Genomic DNA, 17,847 nt, shown 5'->3' with positions numbered 1-17,847 from the left:
ACTGAAACCGGGAACGGCTCGATATCCGGCGCGCGCAGTCAACCCGTTCGATCGCCGTGAGCCGCCGCCGACCGGACACCGACAGCCGCGGGGATCGCCGCCAGTAGTGCCACCGTGTACGGATCAACGGCACTGCTGAACACCGAATCGACCGTGCCGGCTTCCACCACCCGGCCGCCCTTCATCACGACGACGTCGTCGGCAACCTGGCGCACGACGCCCAGGTCATGAGTGATGAACAGATAACTCAAACCGCGTTTGGCCTGCAGGTCGACCAGCAGTTGCAGCACATGGGCCTGGACGGACACGTCGAGCGCCGAGACCGGCTCGTCGAGCACGAGGATCTCGGGCTGCGGCGCCAAAGCGCGCGCGATCGCCACCCGCTGACGCTGCCCGCCGGACAATTCCCGCGGATGCCGCTCGGCCAGTTCGGGCGGTAGCGCAACATCGGCGAGCAGGCCGCGCACGGCGTCGGTCCACTCGGACCGGGGCAGGATCCCGAACGCTCGCAGCGGCTCGGCGATGATGGCGCCGACGGTCTGCCGCGGGTCCAGGGAGCTGTACGGGTTCTGGTAGATGAGTTGGATCTGCTGACGAAAAGCCCTGAGCGAACGCTGCGTTCGCAGCGTCCCGATGTCCTTCCCGAGCACCGCGACATGTCCGGAGTCCGGCTGGGTGAACCGGGTGATCGACCGGGCGACCGTGGTCTTACCCGACCCGGACTCCCCCACGATCGCCAGCGTCGATCCGGCCCGCAGAGCGAACGACACCCCGCCGACGACCACGTGCGATCGACCTCGCGCACCGAAGGACTTGACCAGGTTGTCGACCACGATCGCCGCCGACTGTTCCCGGCCGGCCACCGGCGGGGACACCGGCACACCCGGATGCAACCGTCCCGCAGTCACTCCCACCGCGGCGTCGATCAAGTGGCGGGTGTATCCATCCCGGGGCGCCTCGACAACCTGAGCCGTGGTGCCCGCTTCGACCACCGCCCCGTCCCTCATGACCACGATGCGGTCGGCCCGTTCGGCAGCGACAGCAAGATTGTGAGTGATCAGCAGCAGCGCCGTGCCGCGATCCCTGGTCAGACCTGCCAGCAGGTCGAGCACCTGGCGCTGCACCGTGACATCGAGCGCCGAGGTCGGTTCGTCGGCGATGATCAGTTCCGGGTCACCCGCCATGGCGATGCCGATCAGGACCCGCTGACGCATCCCACCGGACAACTCGTGCGGGTACTGACGGGAACGACGTGCAGGATCGTCGATCCCGACATCGGCGAGTACACCCACCGCCCGCTCCGCAGCCTGCTTCCTGGACAGCCCGTCGTGTAGCCGGAACACCTCGGCGATCTGGTCACCGACCCGGTGTACCGGATTGAGGGACACCCCCGGATCCTGCGGCACGTATCCGATACGGCCGCCGCGCAGTCGGCGCAGCGTGCTCCCGGACAACCCGGTGATATCCCTGCCGTCGAAGCTGACCGTGCCGGCATGTGCGACAGCGTTGTCGGGCAGCAGGCCGATCACCGCATGCGCCGTCGTGGACTTGCCCGATCCCGATTCGCCGACGATCGCGACCGACGCGGCCCGGTGCACCGCCAACGACACACCGCGAACCGCCGGGATGAGCGCGCCGCGGGTGCGATAGCCGATCTGGAGACCGTCGATCCGCAGCAACGGTGATGCGTCGGCTCCGGGATCGGTCACAGCGCCCGCCTTCCCACCCAGCGGTCCAGGAACCGCGACACGATATTGGTGCTGATGATGATCACCGCGATGATCAGCGACGGGATGATCGCCAGCCACCACCCCGACGCCAGATAGTCACGACCGGTCGCGACCAGGCGCCCCCATTCCGGTTGCGGCGCAGGGGCACCGAAGCCCAGGAAACTCAGCGACGCCACCGACAACACGGCCATTCCCAGTTCCAGCGTGGACAGCGCCACCGCCGGGCCGATGGCATTGGGCAGAACATGTCTGGCGAGCACGGCCAGGCGCCCGGATCCGCTGCCCGCGGCAGCCTCGACGTAGTCGGATGCCCGCACGCTTACCACTTCGGCACGGGTGATGCGGGCGAAGCTCGCGACGCTGGCCACCCCCACCGCCACGGCGATCTGCCACACCCCCGACCCGATGGCGGTCACGACGGCCAGCGACAACAGCAGTCCGGGAACAGCCAGCAGCACGTCGACCACCCGCATCAGTGCCTCGTCGACCCACCCGCGCACGAAACCGGCGGTGACACCGATGGCAGAGCCGGCAACGAACGCGATCAACACGGCCAACAGCACCGACTGCAACGTCAGATGAGCCCCGTGCACGACCCGCGTGTAGACATCGCGCCCGATCTCGTCGGTCCCGAACCAGTGCGCGCGTGAGGGGGGCTGGAACTTGTCGGCGACGTTGCCCGCCAGCGGATCCCCGGATGTGAACACACCGGGGAACAGCGCGGCGACCACGGCCAACACCAGCGCCGCGACCGCCAGCACGGTCAACCAGTCACCGAGCGCCGGGCGTGGCCGGCGGCCGGACGCCCGTCCCAAAGCCGCTCGGTTCCCGCGCGGAGCCGATGGCGGGACGTCGAGGTCCCCCTGGTCCAACAGTCCCAGTGCGGTCACTGCACCCTCCTGGTGCGTTGGTCGATCAACGGCAGACTGAAGTCGACGGCCAGACTCACCACCACGAACACCACCGCCGACAGCACGGCCACGGCGACGACCACCGGTGTGTCCTGGGTGTTGACCGCGTCGACGGTGATCCGGCCCAGTCCGTTGCGGTAGAAGACGGTTTCGACGACGACACTGCCCGCCAACAGATTTCCTGCGATCACACCACTGATCGCGATGCTCGGCCCGATGGCATTGCGGGTGGCGTGGCCGAACAGGACCTGCGCTCTGCCGGCGCCTTTGGCATACGCGGTGTCGACATAGGCGGCCCGGGACTGGGCCAGCAGGCTCTTCCCGAACACCTGGCCGATCACCGCGCCCGTCGGGATGGCCAATGTCACGGCAGGCAGGATCAGCGCGCGGACATCCTCGTTGCCACCACTGGGCAGCAGGTCGAGGTTGAACGACAGCCAGTTGATCAACACCAGCCCGATACCGAAGGTGGGCACCGCAACGCCGAATGCCGGGAGCGCCAACAGTGCTGACCGGATCCGTTCCGACGGCACCGCAGCCACTATGTACCCGAACGCCACACCGAGACCGAGTGCGATCAGCAGCGCCAGCCCCGCCAGTTGCAGGGTCTGCGGAATCGCCTCGGCGAGCATCTCGTTGACGAGCTCACCGGTGGCAACCGAGCGACCGAAATCGCCGCCGGCGATCTGGTGCAGAATCGTGAAGTACTCACCCAGCAGCGAATTTCCCTGTCCGGTCTGCGCCCTCAGCTCGGCGAGCTGTTCGGCCGACAGTTTCGCCCCTTCACCGCTTCGGGAGGACACCAGGATCTGCAGTGCATCGCTGGGCAGGACGTAGAGCAACAGGAAGCATCCGGTGTAGACCCCCAGCAGTACCAGCAGGGCCTGCCCGACGCGCACCGCGGCGTATCTCACCGCAGGATCACCGCGATGTCCAGGCGTCGTAGAGCACCAGGCGCGAGTCGGCTGCGAGTCGCACACCGTGCACGTCGGGGGACACCACCAGGATGTCGGCGATCTCGAAGACCGGATTCACATAACCCTCGCTCAGCAGCAGCCCGTTCGCCTTCGACAGCGTCTGCTGGCGCTGCGCGGGGTCGGTCTGTTCATTCTGGAGATCGAGCAGATCGTCGATCTCACTGCGAGCCGGGCGTTCTGCCCGATTCTGGTATTCGACCGACAGTCCGGCGCGGATGATGTCGCCGTCGGCGCGATGGTACGGACCGAACCGCAGGTCGTACTCCCCACTGGACTCCAGCGCCGGCGCCTGCGTCGGATTGGCACGGGAGATATCCAGATCGATGCCGATCTGCTTGAGCTGCTGCTGCACGATCTGGATCACCGGCTGGCTCTGACGGGTGGTGGTGCTCAAGAGCTGCACCAGGACCAGCCGTTGGCCGTCCTTGACGCGGATCCCGTCCGGTCCCGGCACCCAGCCGGCCCCGTCGAGCAGCGCCTTGGCCTGCTCCGGGTCATAGAGCGTGACCCCGAGATCTTCGTAGCCGATGGTGGTCGTCGCGATGATGTTCGTGGGCACCTTGTCGTGCTCGGTGAGTGCGCCGGACAGGATCGCCGTGCGGTCGATGCCCAGGCCGACCGCTCGCCGGACCCGCTCATCCTGCAGCAGTGGGCGTGAGGCATTGGCGGTGTTGGAGATCACCAGGCCGGGGAAGATCCGCTGGACGATCTGGAAGCCCCGGCCGGTCAGCACCGGAATGTTGTCGTCGAGTGGGACAGTGTCGATGTCGAGACGTCCGGACTGCTGTTCACCCAATCGCACCCCGCCCTCCGGGACGACCCGGTAGTCGATGGAATCCAGGTATGCGGGGCCCTGATGGCTCGACAGATCCGAGGCCCAGTTGTAGTCGGGGTTCTTCTCCAGCGTCACACCCTCGTTGCTGTTGAACTCGGCGATGGCGAACGGCCCGGAGCCGATGATCTCCCCCTGGCACCGGTCCTCGGCCGACGTGTCGACGGTGGCCTGAGCCACGATTCCCAGCGAGATGGTCGACGTCGCCTGCAGGAAGGACACATTCGGCTTCGAGAACACCACCGTCGCGGTGCGCTCGTCGACCACCCGGGTCTCCTCGTATCCGGACAGATAGCTGAACGCCGAATATGCCTTGGCCAAGCCGAAGTCGTGGACAATGGTGTCGAAGTTGGCCTTCACCACCTCCGCTGTCAGCGAGCTGCCGTCCGAGAACGTGACATCGGGCCGCAGGTGGAAGGTGTATTCGGTGGCGGCCGGGTTGATCTCCCACGAGCTGGCCAGCCAGGGGTGGATCGAGAGGTCTTCGGGGTCCTGGTCGGTGAGACTGTCGACGACCTGGCGCGCGCCGTGGATGCTGATGTTCGCCGAACTCTGCTGGGTGTCGAAGCATGCGATGCTTCCGTTGACCGCGACACTCACCGACCCTCCCGACCGCGGTTCGCCGGCGTCGGCGGTGGTGGTGTCGCCGTTCGATCCGCAGGCCGCGGTCACGAGCACGAGAACGCTGAGCACGGCGCCCGCGGTGAGACGACCGCGTCGCCGGGCATGGGGGGTTGCCGCTCTTCGATGACGTACCAACGGCGGGCCGGATGTAGTGCGCACGAGCCGTAGCTTTCTCGGTCACCCGTAGGCGAACAATAAGTGGTGGCTACGCAAACCGTAAAGTTTGTCCTGATCACCGAGACGATAGTTAAGTTTGATTGATTTTCTCTGGTAGCCCCGTACCATTGGTTTGCCGAATCCGGGCTGCGACTGTCACTTCAGTCGCGTGGCGCATCTCCTGCACACGCCGGAAGAGAAAAGACGATCACAGTGAAGAATCGGCGACTGAAGGCTGTTGCGGCCCTACTTCCGTTGATGCTGTTGTTGTCTGCCTGTAGCGGTGGAGGGGGTGCAGGCACTCCCAACGCCGAAGGCCCCACCGGTGACCCGGTGCAGGGCGGGGAGTTGATCTGCGGCGAGATCACCGAGCCACCATGGAATCTCGCTCGTGCGACCCAGTACACCGCGTCGGCATTCTGGGCCGCTCTCGGTGATCGACTCATCGAATTCGACGTGGAGAAGGACGAATACGTCCCCTACCTTGCCGAAGAGTTCTCCGCCAACGAGGACAACACCGAGTTCAAGTTCAAGATCCGCAAGGGTGTGACTTTCAGCGACGGCACTGCGTTGACCCCCGAGGTGGTCCAGAAGAACTTCGACTACCGGGGCTTCGGGGACGACGCGCTGGGAATCGTGCCCGATCCCAACTTCATCCAGAAGTACCAGTCGGCAACGGTCGACGGCGACTGGGTGACGGTGAAACTGGAGTCGGGTAACCGCTACTTCCTCGATGCTCTGGTCGTGCCGACGAGCACCATCCTGGCCGAGTCGTACCTCGGGCTCAGCCTCAAGGACCAGAGCGATCCCGCAAAGATCGTGGCAAGCGGCGCATTCCTCTTCGAAAGCCTCACGCCCGGACAGGAAGTGGTGCTCACCCGCCGGGAGGACTACGCCTGGCCTGCGTCCAACGACCCGAACAAGGGCGCGGCGTACCTGGACTCCATCCGGTTCAAGATCGTCCCCGAGCTCGGTCTCCGCGCTCAGGCGCTCGAATCCGGCCAGGTGGATATCGCAGCCCGTATCCAGCCGAGCGATGAGGCACGGCTGCAGCGCGCGGGTTTCATCATCAGACCCAACCGGCCACTCAACGTCGCGAACGACGCCTACGCATTCCGCGTGAACAACCCTGCGGTGGAGGATGTCCGGGTTCGCAGAGCACTCACCATCGGATTCGACCGGGATGCATTGAACAAGTATGCGCTGTCGCCGAGCTTCCCGGCCGGGTGGGGGCTGGGCAATCCGATCCGCAATGAACGCCCCTATGTCGAGCTCAAGGAGGAGCTCGCCTTCGATCCCGAGGAGGCCAAACGTCTGCTGGACGAGGCGGGCTGGGTACCCGGCGAGGACGGTATCCGCTACAAGAACGGCCGGCCGTTGGAGCTCGATCTGCTGACCGACATCCAGGGCACGGCAACAATCTTGGCGGGAAACTACCTGACCCAGGAGTGGCGCAAGAACCTGGGCGTCAAGATCGTCCACCACGCGGGCAATGAAACCTACCGACTGGCCCATGCCGATGATCCGACCGTTCCGGCCCTGCAGAGTGGCCGGGGCGACCCCACGTACACCGGGTTCTCGCGGTTCTACGGCGGCTGGGGCTCCAAGCCGGCTGCCACGCAACAGGATTACCCGGAGCTGAACGCGCTGATCGAGAAAGACTGGACGCTCACCGATTCGGCCGAGATCCAGGCGAACTTCGAGAAGATCGCCAGGTTCATCGCTGTCGAGGAGGTCCTGTCGATCCCCGCATTCCTCGCGGTTCAGATCTCCGCCGTGTCGCCGAAGGTGCATATCGACTATTACGGCTACACCTCACCGAACCTGCACTCGGCGTGGGTGCGCCGGTAGCGGCGCGGCCGGCCGAATCATCGACAGCCCGAGGGGATTCCAGATATGACCAGGTACCTCATCTCGCGAGTGTTGCAGGCCATCGGCGTCCTGGTGGGCGCCTGTGCCGTGGTGTTCGTCGGCATCCAGCTGCTGCCGGGCGATCCGCTGACGAACTACCTCAACTCGGGAGACACTCCCCTGCCGCCGGAGAGTGTCGACGTCATCAAGGCCTACTACGGATATGACAGCCCACTGTGGGAGCAGCTCCTCAAACAGGTCGGGTCGGTCTTCGATGGCACCTTCGGCTACTCCTTCATCACCGGTCGGTCGGTCATCGACGAGTTCACCCGATCGATCGTCCCCACCCTGCAGTTGGCCGGAACGGCCTTCGTGTTCGCAGGCATCTACGTCTTCGTGATCGTCACCGGCGCATCGCTGTCCAGGCACACCTGGATCCGCGAGGTCCTGGCCAGCGTCCCACCGTTCATCGCGGGGATCCCGAGTTTCTGGCTGGGCTTGATGGCCCTGCAGGTGCTGTCGATCAGGCTCGGGCTGATGTCCCTGTTCCCCGACAACACCTTCCTCTCGCTGGCGGTACCCGCCGCCATCCTCGGTTTGTATCTGGCGGCGCCCATCTCACAGGTTCTGGTCAAGGCGGTGGGCAACGCACAGAACGAGCCGTTCGTCACGGTGCTACGCGCGAAGGGGGCCTCCGAGTCGCGGATCTACTTCCATCACCTGCTGAAGTACACAGCCGGTAGCGGCGTCACCATCGTCGGCCTGCTCATCGGCGGACTCATCTCGGGCACGGTGATCGTCGAGACCGTCTTCTCGCGGCAGGGCGTCGGCCAGAACCTGGCGTTCGCCGTATCGCACCAAGACATCGCCCTGGTACAGGGCTTCGTCCTGATCTTCGCGGGCGTCTACGTGGTCGTCAATCTGATTGTCGACCTGCTGTATCCGCTCTTCGATCCACGGATCGCCCTGCGCGAGTCCGTGGTCTAGACGAGACAAACCCGGAACCGGTTGGGAGCCATTCGACATGACAGATACGACACTGGAGCGCGACGGGGCCGCCAAACCCGTTCTCTCCGAGAGTGATATCGATGCCACCAGTCCGGCGCCCCCGCCTCGTCGGTCGGTGGCCGCCCGACTGCGCAAGGTGCGGGTGGCCGATGCCCTTGCGGCACTGGCACTCCTGACCGTGCTGGCCTGGATTCTGGTTCCCGGTGTGTTCGCCGGCCAGGATCCACTGATCGGGGAGTTCGAGAATCAGCTCCTCCCGCCCGGTGCCGCTCACCTCTTCGGCACAGATCAACTGGGCCGGGACATCTGGGCCCGCACGGTGCACGGCACGTTGTTGACGATCAAGGGCGCGGCGATCGCAGTCGCCATCGCCTTCGGATTCGGAACGCTGCTCGGTCTGGTCGCGGGCACCCTCGGCGGCGCCGTCGAGGCTGTGTCCATGCGCGTCGTCGACGTCCTCGTGGCGCTGCCCGGATTCCTGGTCGCCCTGTTGATCGTCACCGCGCTGGGCTCGGGCATCGTGACGGTCGCCGTTGCCATCGGCGTCGCATCGATCGCGACCTTCGCCCGCGTCATCCGCGCCGAGGTCCTGCGGGTGCGTAAGTTCGAGTTCGTCGAGGCCGCTGCGCTGAGCGGATTCACATTGCCGCACATCCTGTTCAGGGAGATCCTGCCGAACTCAGCCGGACCGGTTCTCGCGCTCGTGGCCATCGAGATCTCGCAGTCCATCGTGGCGATCGCCGCGCTCAGCTTCCTCGGCTACGGCGAACCGCCCCCGACCCCGGAATGGGGTCTCATCATCTCCGAGGGCCGCAATTATCTGGCCGAGGCCTGGTGGATCACCACCCTGCCGGGAATCGTGCTCATCGTGACAGTCGTTTCGTTCGCCCGGATCAGCAGGCGGATCCAGCAGTGGCGGCTGGTGTGAACGCCCGCAACGAGATCGCCGGGGACCCACTGCTGGCCATCGAGGGCCTCACCGTGTCGGTGAACGACCACGCCGTCCTGGACGACATCACCCTCGACGTCCGCAGCGGTGAGTTCCTGGCGATCGTCGGAGAGTCCGGCTCAGGCAAGTCGACATTGGTCAACACCGTGCTGCAGTTGCTGCCCGACTCCTTCACCGCGAGCGGGCACGTGCGGTTCCACGGTCGCGAACTGCTGGGCGCCGATCGCAGGCAACTCGCCGGGATCCGCGGCGACCGAATCGGTTTCGTTCCCCAGGATCCGGGGACCTCCCTGAACCCGGTCCGCACCATCGGATATCAACTTGCCGAGGTGTTCCTGCTGCACCGACGGGAGCTCTCCGCGGCCGAGGTGCGGGAACGGTCGATCGCCCTGCTCCAGCAGGTCGGTATCGATGACCCCGAGCGCCGGTTGCGGCAGTACCCACATCAGCTCTCCGGCGGCCAGAAGCAGCGTGTCCTCATCGCGATCGCCTTCGCGTTGTCACCCGATCTCCTGATCGCGGATGAACCGACGTCGGCGCTCGACGCCACGGTGCAGCGCCAGATCCTCGAGGTGTTCGCCCGGCTCGCCGCCGAGAACGGTTCGACGGTCCTGTTCATCACCCACGACCTGGCCCTCGCGACCGACTTCGCTTCGCGGCTACTGGTTCTCAAGGACGGTCGGGTGGTCGAAGACGATGCCACCAGGACCGTGGTGGTGGCGCCGCGCAGTGCGTACACCCGGTTCCTGCTGCACGGGGTACGGACCCGCGATGTCGACATACCGAAGGTCGACACGTCGGCGCCTGCCGCCATCTCGGTCGACGGCGTGTCGAAGACCTTCCCGGTCCGGGGTCGCCGCAGTGGGACCGTCACCGCCGTCGACGACCTCAGCTTCGAGGTGCCTGCCGGGTCGGCATTCGCTCTGGTCGGCGCGTCCGGGTCCGGTAAGACGACTGTTGCCAGGATCGTGCTCGGTCTCGAGGGCGCATCATCGGGCACCGTGATCGTGGACGGCGAGGCGGTGAACGCCTCGCGCGCCGGCCGACGGCAGAAGCTGTGGCGGCACATTCAACTGGTCCATCAGAATCCCTACGCATCGCTCAACCCGCGCTCGTCGGTGGCCGCCATCGTCGGAGGACCCCTGCGCGCGCACCGTATCGGTACGCGGGCGGAGCGGGCGAACCGCGTCGCAGAGCTGCTCGACGCCGTTGCGTTGCCGCAACGGCTCGGTGTTCGCCGTCCGGCCGAGCTCTCGGGAGGGCAGCGCCAACGTGTGGCCATCGCTCGCGCACTGGCGCTCAACCCCAAGATCATCGCCCTCGACGAGCCCCTGTCGGCACTGGACGCCGTGACCCAGGCTCAGGTCATCGACCTACTGAAGGAGCTGCAGCGTGACCGCGGTCTGACCTACCTCTTCATCTCCCACGACTTGGCGATCGTCCGTGATTTCGCCGATTCGGTGGCCGTGCTGCACAAGGGCCGACTCGTGGAGACGGGCGGCACTGGACAGGTCCTCGTCGCACCCCAGGCGGCGGAGACCCAGGCCCTGGTGGCCGCGGAACCGGGCGTACGCGCGCGGGAGTGGCTGGTCGGCGCCGGCCGCTAGCTTCTCGCGGTGCCCTCAATCCCGTTCCGTGACAACCCCTCCGGAGGCACGTGTGGCTACCCGCCAACTTCATCTCAACGTCAACTCCAACGGACTCGGCGGCCGCAGCGGCGGATGGCAGCTCAGTGAGGACCCCACAGGGTTCCTGCGCCTCGACGCGTGGGAGCGGCTCGGCAGGATCGCCGAGCGTGGCCTGCTCGACGCGGTGTTCCTGGCCGACACCCTCGGTGAGGTCCGCACATCTGGTCCCTGGAACGCCTACGACCCGTTCTTCCCGCTGCTGGCGGTGGCCCGGGCGACCACCCGCGTCGGCGTGGTCGCCACGGTCTCCTCGACGTTTCGACATCCCTACGACATCGCCCGGCTGGGCGCCTCCCTGGACTTCGCCTCCGACGGCCGGGCGGCGGTCAACATCGTCTCGACGATGGCCGAATCGGCAGCCCGACAGTATGGACTCGAACGACTTCCCGAGCGCGACGAGCGCTACGGACGTGCGGAGGAAACGTTCCAGATCATCAAGGCGCTCTGGGATTCCTGGGACGACGACGCTCTCACCGCGAACAAGCAGTCCGGCACCTTCGTCGACCCGAGCAAGGTCCGCCGAGTCGATTTCGTCGGCGAGCACCTTCGGCTGCAGGCGACCTTTCAGTTTCCACGCTCCCCGCAGGGGAGACCCGTGGTGCTGCAGGCCGGCGGATCCCCGCAGGGCATCGAACTGGCCGCCAAGCACGCCGACGCGGTGTTCAGCGCCGCCCACACCCTGAGCACCGGCCAGGACTTCTATCGCACGCTCAAGCGTCGGGCCCGAGCGTACGGTCGCGCCGAGGAAGAGATCCTGGTATTGCCAGGCCTGTTCATCATCCTCGGCAGTACCGAGGCAGAAGCGAAGGCCCGACGAGCTCAGCTGCTGGAGCTCAGCGGTGAGGACGACCGGTTTTCCGGCCTCACCGGCCTCTCGCACTCACTCGGGATCCCTGTCGACAGCCTCGATCTGGACAAACCACTGCCCTGGGCGCTGTTCGACGATCCGCAGTGGAAACCCCGCAGCATCGGGTTCGCCAACGGTGTCCTCAATGTCGCGCGGGCTGAGGGGCTCACCGTCCGCCAGCTCATCGACCGCAATATCGCCAGCGGCCACCGCACCATCGTCGGCAGCCCGGTACAAGTTGCCGACGATATCGAGGAGTGGTTCCGTGAGCGCGGCGCCGACGGATTCAACGTAAATTTCGACGTGTTCCCGGATGGTCTGGAGCGGATCGTCGATCACCTCGTACCCGAGCTCCAACGCCGTGGGATCTACCGGAGCGAGTACAAGACGTCCACGCTGCGAGGCCATCTCGGACTCGAGCTGCCTGCGTGATCGCTCGTCTGAGCCGGCTACACCCCGGACGCCGCGGCGTCGGCGATGACCACCTGCAGCGATTCCAGCAGGGCCCGCGCAGATTTCAGATCGAGTTCCACCGCCACCCGGGCACCCAGACCGACGTCGTAGTTCACGAAATCCAGCAGCAGAGCATGCTCGTCGGTGCCCTGGGTGGCGTGGTCGTACCCGACGCTGACCTGTGTGACCGGAAACCAGCCCGAGGCGCCCTTACCCGAACCGGTGACGGCAGCCGTCGTGGTGATGTGGGTGCACATGGCGATCTCCTTCAGTCTGCCGCGAGTCGGTGGTCGAGAAAGGTGAACAATTTGCCCCAGGCGTCCATCGTCTGCTCGGGCCGATACCGCGGGGTGTGATAGTAGAAGAACCCATGCCCGGCGCCGTCATATCGGTGGAATTCGAAATCCTTTCCAAGCCTCTGCAATTCCCGCTCATGAATATCGACCTGCTCAGGCGAGGGACTCTGGTCGTCGTTACCGAAAATGCCCAGCAGCGGTGCCTGCAGATCTGCGGTGTAGTCGATCGGCGCGACCGGGCGCTTGTCGTTCAGCTGATCCGGCGCCGCCACGATCGCTCCGCCCCACAGGTCGACGACGGCATCGAATCCCGGGACGCGTGAGGCGGTCAGCACGGCATGCCTGCCGCCCGAGCAGCTCCCCATGATGCCGACCCTGCCGTTACTGTTCGGTCGGTCGAACAGCCAGCTGCGGGCTGCAGCCAGATCTGCGACCACCTGATCGTCGGCGACGCCGCCCTCACTGCGCACCTTGGCCGCGACATCGTCGGGGGTGGAGTGCCCGGCCCGGCAGTAGAGATCGGGAGCGATCACGTCGTAACCGTGGCGGGCCAGCCGCTCGGCGAACTCCTGGTAGAACTCATCCCAGCCCGGCAGGTGGTGGATCAGCACGATGCCGGGCCGTGACCGGTCCGATGCCGCCGGCCGGGCGTGGTAGGCGTGGATATCCTCGTCGCCGCTGCGATAACTGATGATCTGCGCCGATACGCCGGCGTCTCCTCCGGTGTCGAATGAGTTCCACATTGTTCAAGCATGCCATGCGGCGGTCCGTCCGCAACTGGATCGGTCACCCGAAAACAACTGTCATAACCGGGCTTTCATCGACACCAAGTTAAGAACAACTACAGGGTCCTCGTAGCCGAGTGTCCTTGGTCGCGGCCATCCCGGAGGCAATGCTGGCGACGTGACTCAGACGCTCGACGGACAGACCGCACCAGACCGGGCCCCTGCGAGCACCATCTCGGTGGCGGAACTGCGCGCACTGCTGGAGGCGCGCACGGACCTGGTACTCGCCGATGCCGGCGAGGGCGACGCCTATACCGGCGGCCACATCTCGGTGGCGGTTCCGGTGCCGGCCAGCGAAGTGGAACTGCGGCTGCCGACGCTGGCGCCCCGCGTGGACGTCCCGATCGTGTTCGCCTCAGGTGCCGACGACGGGCTGGCCGCGCAGGCGGCGGGTCTGGCCCTGGCGCTCGGTTACACCGACGTGCGCTGGCTGGACGGCGGTAACGAGGCCTGGGTGGCCGCCGGGTACCACCTCATCACCAACTTCAGCGCCTTGAGCAAGGCGCTCGGCGAGTACGTCGAACGGCGTTACCACACACCGCGACTGACCGCCGAGACGCTCAAGGCCAAGATCGATGCCGGCGAGAACATCGTCATCCTCGATACCCGCCCGTTCGACGAGTACCAGGCCATCAGCATCCCCGGCGGTATCGACGCGCCGGGCCCCGAACTGCTCTACCGCGCCTTCGATCAGGTCACCGATCCCACCACCCAGGTCGTGGTGAACTGCGCGGGCCGGACCCGCGCCATCATCGGCGCCCAGACCCTCATCAACGCCGGGTTCCCCAATCCTGTCGTCTCGTTGGAGAACGGCACCACGGCGTGGCTGCTGGCCGGATACGAACCGGGCCGGGGTGACGACGCGGTCGCCGCGGCACCCAGCGACGCCAATCGCGCCCACGCGGTGGCCGCGGCCACTGCGATCGCCGCACGCTTCGGTGTCCGGGAGATCTCCCGCTCGGCCTTCGACGACGCGGTGGCACAGGCCGACAACCGCTCGCTCTACATCTTCGACGTGCGGACCCCCGAGGAGTACGAGGCCGGTCACCTGGCGGGTGCACGTGCGGTGCCGGGCGGTCAGCTGGTGCAGAAGACCGACTTCCACATCGGCAGCCGCAACGGTCGCGTCATCCTCGTCGATGACGCCGACGGCGTGCGCGCCCGCACCACCGCCTCCTGGCTGATCCAGCTCGGACTGCCCGATGTCACCGTCTACCTGCTCGATCCCGCCGATCGACTGATCACCGGACCCGAGCCCGTCGGATCAACACCCGCCGAAACCGGCGCGCGCACCGTGGACGTCGAGGAACTGGCGGCCCTGGTCCACGCCGACCAGAGCACGACCGTCATCGTCGACCTTGAGCCGGCGCGCCAGTATGTCCAGGTGCGCCATCACATCCCCGGTTCGGTGGTGGCGCTGCGGTCCTCGCTGCACCGTACCCTGGATCAGCTCCCCGCCGATGCCGAGATCGTCTTCACCTCTGCCGATGGCCGGCTGGCCCGGCTGGCGGCCGCCGAGCACGCCGCCACCCGGCGGGCGCGGGCGTTGGACGGCGGCACCGCGGCCTGGCAGGCGGCCGGCCGGCCGGTCGGCACCGGATCGGCCCAGCGGGCGCTGGATCCGGCCGAGCGCATTCCCGAACCGTTGACGCTCGAGCAGCGCCGCGCCAATCTCGATTGGTACGTCGCCTGGGGTGACACCATCGTCGCCGAACTGGAGCGCGACGGGCTGGTGTCCTTCGTCGACCCGACCGTGTCCTAGCCCACAGTTAAGTTGTTCCGCACGATTCCCGTAGCCAGAACCGCTGGAGAATCGTGGGCTGCCCGGCGAGGCTGGACTCTCCTGTGTGCGCCCGGCATGCCACGACCCGGGGAAGCGAATCCCAATGTCCAAGCTCGTCCTGAACTCGATCATCCGCGCGATCGGCTTTACCCAGGGCGCGTGGCGTCATCCCGACGCCACGCCGGAGCGTGCACACGACCTGGACTACTACCAGGAGATCGCCGCGATCTCCGAGCGCGGCCTGTTCGACGGCCTCTTTCTGGCGAACTCTCCGGTGCACAACGAAGAGGACTGGCACACCCTGTTCTCGCCGCTGGAACCGTTCACCCTGCTGGCCTCGCTCGTCGCGACCACCGAGCACATCGGCCTCATCGCCACCCTGTCGTCCTCGTTCCAGCACCCGTACCAGATCGCACGGCAGGCCGCCTCGCTGGACCACCTGAGCAAGGGGCGGGCCGGGATCAATGTCGCGGTCTCCGGGACTGCCGGGGCCGCAGCAAATTTCGGCTACGACGATCTGCCCGACCACGAGGAGCGCTACGCCCGGGCGCACGAGTTCCTGGAGGTGTTGTTCCTGCTCTGGGACAGCTGGGACTCCGATGCTCTCGTCCTGGACAAGGCCGCTGGGCGACAGGCCGACCAGAGCAGGATCCGCCCGATCGACTACGACGGCAAGTACTTCACGGTGCGGGGACCGCTGGACATCGCGCGCTCCCCGCAGGGTCGCCCCCTCGTGTTCCAGGCCGGTACCTCCGAGGATGGCCGCCAGCTGGCCGCTACCTGGGCCGACGCGGTGTACAGCGCAGCGCGCAGTATCGACGAGGCGCGCACATTTCGCGATGACATTCATCGGCGCCAGCGCAATCTAGGCCGCCCCGGTTCACCGGTAAAGATCTTGCCTGGCCTGATCCCCATCGTCGCGAGCACCGATGCCGAGGCCCGGGCCCTCGAGGAGCAGATCGGTGCGCTCAATCCACCGGAGCGTTCGGTCGCGATTCTCGGTGCGCGACTGGGCATCGAACTACACGATGTCGCACTCGACGATCCGTTCCCCGTCGACCGCCTGCCGGATCCGGCGACCATCTCGGGGGGCCGTAGTTTCCATGTCATCGTCGGAAGCCATGCCCGACAGGGGGCGACATTGCGCCAGATCCTGCGCGTCACCGATGCCGGCAACGCGCATCTGCGCTTCGTCGGGTCCGCCGAGCACGTCGCCGACCTGATCGAGCAGTGGTTCATCTCCGGCGCCGCCGACGGCTTCAACCTCAACCCGGCCGTGACGCCGAACAGCCTCGTCGACTTCGTGGATCACGTTGTCCCGCTTCTGCAGGCCAAGGGCATCTACAAGAACGAATACACCGAGGGTGTCACGTCCCGCTCGGCGTTCGCCTGACCTACCCGTACGCATCTGGAGGAGACTATGAAACGCCGTCCGAGAATCTTCGCGGTCTCGATCGCACTTGCCCTCATCGCATCGCTGGCCGCGGCCTGCGGCGGCGGCAGCAACACCAGCGCGTCCGGCGGTGGCGAAATCAAGTGGGCAATCGACCTGGCGACCACCTGGGATCCGGTGACCGCGCAGATCGGTTGGGACATCTTCGCCCTCAACATCCCCTATGAGGGGCTCACCCAACTCGACAAGGACGGCAACGCCCAACCAGGTCTGGCCGAGAGCTGGAGCTACAACGAAGCCGGTGATGAGATCACCTTCAAGCTTCGCCCCAACCAGAAGTTCACCGACGGCGAGCCGGTCAATGCCGCGGCCGTGAAATTCGATATCGAGCGGAAGAAGACTCAGGAGGACTCCCGCAACATCGAGTTGCTGCAGACCGTGCAGACCGTCGAGGCGGTCAACGACCTGGAGGTGAAGTTCACCCTCTCCCAGGCCGACTACCAGATCCCGCTGCTCGTCGCCGGGCGTCCGGGCCTCATCGCCAGTCCCAAAGCCGCACAGGATGATCAGAAGAAGCTCGAGGAATGGCCGGTGGGCGCCGGACCGTTCCGGATCACCGAATTCGTCCGCGACGATCACGCCACGTTCGAGAAGAATCCGGACTACTGGAAGGCCGACCAGATCAAGATCGACAAGATCACGGTCTACCCGCGCACCGATGCGGCCTCGGTGGTCAGCGCCGTCCAGACCGGCCTGTACAACGTGGCGATGGCGCCACCGGCGCAGGGACAACAGGCCGAGACCACCAACGGTCTGAAGGTGATCTACACCGAAACGGGCCAGATCTACGGTGTCAACATCAACAACACAAAGGCGCCGTTCGACAACCCCAAGGTGGTCGAGGCATTCCGCTACGCCTGGGACCGCGACGAGTTCGTGGAAAAGATCACCCTCGGCCATGGTCAGGCCAGCAATCAGGCGTTCCCCTTCCGGTACCCGCAGAACAACAACGCCAAAGACGACGTCTGGCCGCACGATCCGGAGCGGGCCAAGGCACTGCTCAAGGAGGCCGGCTACGATGACGGCGAGCTCAAGCTGGAGTTCTGGAACGACGGGCGCAACCCGGCGATCGCCGAACTGGTCCAGTTGCAGCTCAACGAGATCGGTGTGGACGTCAGCATCAAGGTCACCACACCGGAGGAGTCCAAGCGGCTCAACACCGGCGAGTACAAACCCGCCTCGATCGCGCAGACCTCCTCCACCGGGCGCGAATCCCCGGTACAGGCGCTCATCGCGTACTACGGGCGGACCGGTCTGATGAACCTCTCCGCGCCGTATGCCTCCGACCGGTTCCAGGATGCGCTGAGCAATCTGCGCCTCACCCCACTCGACGACCCGGGTTACCTGGACGTCCTCAAGGAGACGGTGTGGGTCGCCACCGAGGAGAACCCCTCGAACTACCTGTTCGACATCCCGTGGACCTTCATCACCAGCGAGGGCGTATCCGGCCTGGACGAGCGCCAGGGACAGATCCGCTGGGAAAACGTGATGGTCTCATAATGTC

The 17,847-nt window shown here is 66.1% G+C and carries 14 protein-coding genes; 8 read left to right on the top strand and 6 right to left on the bottom strand.

What is annotated here, in order from left to right; translation table 11 throughout:
• Nucleotides 1-38: 38 nt before the first annotated feature.
• The 4 genes from ACLBYA_RS25265 to ACLBYA_RS25250 are packed head-to-tail and all read right to left on the bottom strand — an operon-like array spanning nucleotide 39 to nucleotide 5,143.
• Nucleotides 39-1,709, bottom strand: a complete 1,671-nt coding sequence (locus ACLBYA_RS25265) for a dipeptide ABC transporter ATP-binding protein (RefSeq protein WP_447712206.1) — start codon at nucleotides 1,707-1,709, stop codon at nucleotides 39-41.
• Nucleotides 1,706-2,620, bottom strand: coding sequence for an ABC transporter permease (locus ACLBYA_RS25260; RefSeq protein ID WP_447712205.1), 915 nt, complete (start codon nucleotides 2,618-2,620; stop codon nucleotides 1,706-1,708). The genes ACLBYA_RS25265 and ACLBYA_RS25260 overlap by 4 nt, the downstream gene beginning before the upstream one ends.
• Nucleotides 2,617-3,555, bottom strand: coding sequence for an ABC transporter permease (locus ACLBYA_RS25255; RefSeq protein ID WP_447712204.1), 939 nt, complete (start codon nucleotides 3,553-3,555; stop codon nucleotides 2,617-2,619). Before ACLBYA_RS25255 ends, ACLBYA_RS25260 begins: the two co-directional genes overlap by 4 nt.
• Before the next feature lie 7 nt (nucleotides 3,556-3,562).
• On the bottom strand, nucleotides 3,563-5,143 hold the full coding sequence (locus tag ACLBYA_RS25250; RefSeq protein WP_447712203.1) for an ABC transporter substrate-binding protein: 1,581 nt from the start codon (nucleotides 5,141-5,143) through the stop codon (nucleotides 3,563-3,565).
• Between the two features lie 345 nt (nucleotides 5,144-5,488).
• On the opposite strand from ACLBYA_RS25250, the gene ACLBYA_RS25245 reads away from it, so the two are divergent.
• From ACLBYA_RS25245 to ACLBYA_RS25225, 5 genes are read left to right on the top strand one after another with little or no spacing between them, the layout of a single operon-like run.
• A complete protein-coding gene (locus ACLBYA_RS25245; protein WP_447712202.1) occupies nucleotides 5,489-7,081 on the top strand; it encodes an ABC transporter substrate-binding protein in 1,593 nt (530 codons plus the stop codon).
• 45 nt (nucleotides 7,082-7,126) lie between these two features.
• Nucleotides 7,127-8,068: an ABC transporter permease gene (locus ACLBYA_RS25240; RefSeq protein WP_447712201.1), complete on the top strand. Its 942-nt coding sequence runs from the start codon at nucleotides 7,127-7,129 to the stop codon at nucleotides 8,066-8,068.
• 37 nt (nucleotides 8,069-8,105) lie between these two features.
• Nucleotides 8,106-9,017: an ABC transporter permease gene (locus tag ACLBYA_RS25235; protein ID WP_447712200.1), complete on the top strand. Its 912-nt coding sequence runs from the start codon at nucleotides 8,106-8,108 to the stop codon at nucleotides 9,015-9,017.
• Entirely contained in the window at nucleotides 9,002-10,645 is a 1,644-nt protein-coding gene (locus tag ACLBYA_RS25230) for a dipeptide ABC transporter ATP-binding protein (protein WP_447712199.1), read from the top strand. The genes ACLBYA_RS25235 and ACLBYA_RS25230 overlap by 16 nt, the downstream gene beginning before the upstream one ends.
• Nucleotides 10,646-10,697: 52 nt before the next feature.
• Entirely contained in the window at nucleotides 10,698-12,005 is a 1,308-nt protein-coding gene (locus tag ACLBYA_RS25225; protein ID WP_447712198.1) for an NtaA/DmoA family FMN-dependent monooxygenase, read from the top strand.
• A gap of 17 nt (nucleotides 12,006-12,022) precedes the next feature.
• On the opposite strand, the gene ACLBYA_RS25220 is transcribed toward ACLBYA_RS25225, so the two are convergent.
• Together ACLBYA_RS25220 and ACLBYA_RS25215 are read right to left on the bottom strand one after the other, a co-directional pair.
• Nucleotides 12,023-12,283 carry a DUF6295 family protein gene (locus tag ACLBYA_RS25220; RefSeq protein WP_447712197.1) on the bottom strand — a complete coding sequence of 87 codons (261 nt, stop codon included), beginning with the start codon at nucleotides 12,281-12,283 and terminating at the stop codon, nucleotides 12,023-12,025.
• A gap of 11 nt (nucleotides 12,284-12,294) precedes the next feature.
• Nucleotides 12,295-13,065: a dienelactone hydrolase family protein gene (locus ACLBYA_RS25215; RefSeq protein ID WP_447712196.1), complete on the bottom strand. Its 771-nt coding sequence runs from the start codon at nucleotides 13,063-13,065 to the stop codon at nucleotides 12,295-12,297.
• 160 nt (nucleotides 13,066-13,225) lie between these two features.
• On the opposite strand from ACLBYA_RS25215, the gene ACLBYA_RS25210 reads away from it, so the two are divergent.
• The 3 genes from ACLBYA_RS25210 (at nucleotide 13,226) to ACLBYA_RS25200 (ending at nucleotide 17,843) form a co-directional block, all read left to right on the top strand.
• The gene (locus ACLBYA_RS25210; protein WP_447712195.1) at nucleotides 13,226-14,869 is read left to right on the top strand and encodes a rhodanese-like domain-containing protein; all 1,644 of its coding nucleotides are present in this window, start codon (nucleotides 13,226-13,228) and stop codon (nucleotides 14,867-14,869) included.
• Nucleotides 14,870-14,993: 124 nt separating this feature from the next.
• Entirely contained in the window at nucleotides 14,994-16,283 is a 1,290-nt protein-coding gene (locus ACLBYA_RS25205; protein ID WP_447712194.1) for an NtaA/DmoA family FMN-dependent monooxygenase, read from the top strand.
• A gap of 27 nt (nucleotides 16,284-16,310) precedes the next feature.
• Nucleotides 16,311-17,843, top strand: a complete 1,533-nt coding sequence (locus ACLBYA_RS25200) for an ABC transporter substrate-binding protein (protein WP_447712193.1) — start codon at nucleotides 16,311-16,313, stop codon at nucleotides 17,841-17,843.
• The last annotated feature ends 4 nt before the right edge of the window (nucleotides 17,844-17,847 follow it).

This window comes from Mycobacterium sp. C31M (genome assembly GCF_053345865.1).
Note: the sequence above shows the minus strand (reverse complement) of the source record. Positions and strands in the feature narration are given on the sequence as shown.